Raw genomic sequence first — 334 nt, 5'->3', positions numbered from 1 at the left:
GAGACTAGGACGTTGATAGGTCAGGTGTGTAAGCGTTGTGAGGCGTTGAGCTAACTGATACTAATGACTCGAGAGGCTTAACCATACAACCCAGATGGGTTTTGCTAAGTAGCACTTAGCTTGAATATGAACACTTAAGAAGTGGTACTCAAACAGCTTTCCGAATTAATTTGCTGCCTGCATAAAGATAAGACAGGTAGTGAATAACAAATTTGCTTGGTGACAATAGCATTGTGGTCCCACCTGATCCCATCCCGAACTCAGAAGTGAAACGCAATCGCGCCGATGGTAGTGTGGGGTCTCCCCATGTGAGAGTAGGTCATCGCCAGGCGCC

At 46.7% G+C, this 334-nt stretch carries 2 rRNA genes; both read left to right on the top strand.

Features of this window, described 5'->3' with window-relative positions:
• Window positions 1-85 (top strand): 23S ribosomal RNA (locus AEA42_RS05300); the annotation flags it as partial.
• A 130-nt stretch (window positions 86-215) separates the two neighbouring features.
• Window positions 216-331, top strand: a 5S ribosomal RNA gene (gene rrf, locus AEA42_RS05295).
• Window positions 332-334: the final 3 nt, after the last annotated feature.

The sequence above is a fragment of the Shewanella sp. Sh95 genome (assembly GCF_001308045.1).
In the GTDB taxonomy this organism is placed as follows: Bacteria; Pseudomonadota; Gammaproteobacteria; order Enterobacterales; family Shewanellaceae; genus Shewanella; species Shewanella xiamenensis.
The sequence above is the reverse complement of the archived record's forward strand: the minus strand, read 5'-3'. Positions and strand labels throughout refer to the sequence as shown.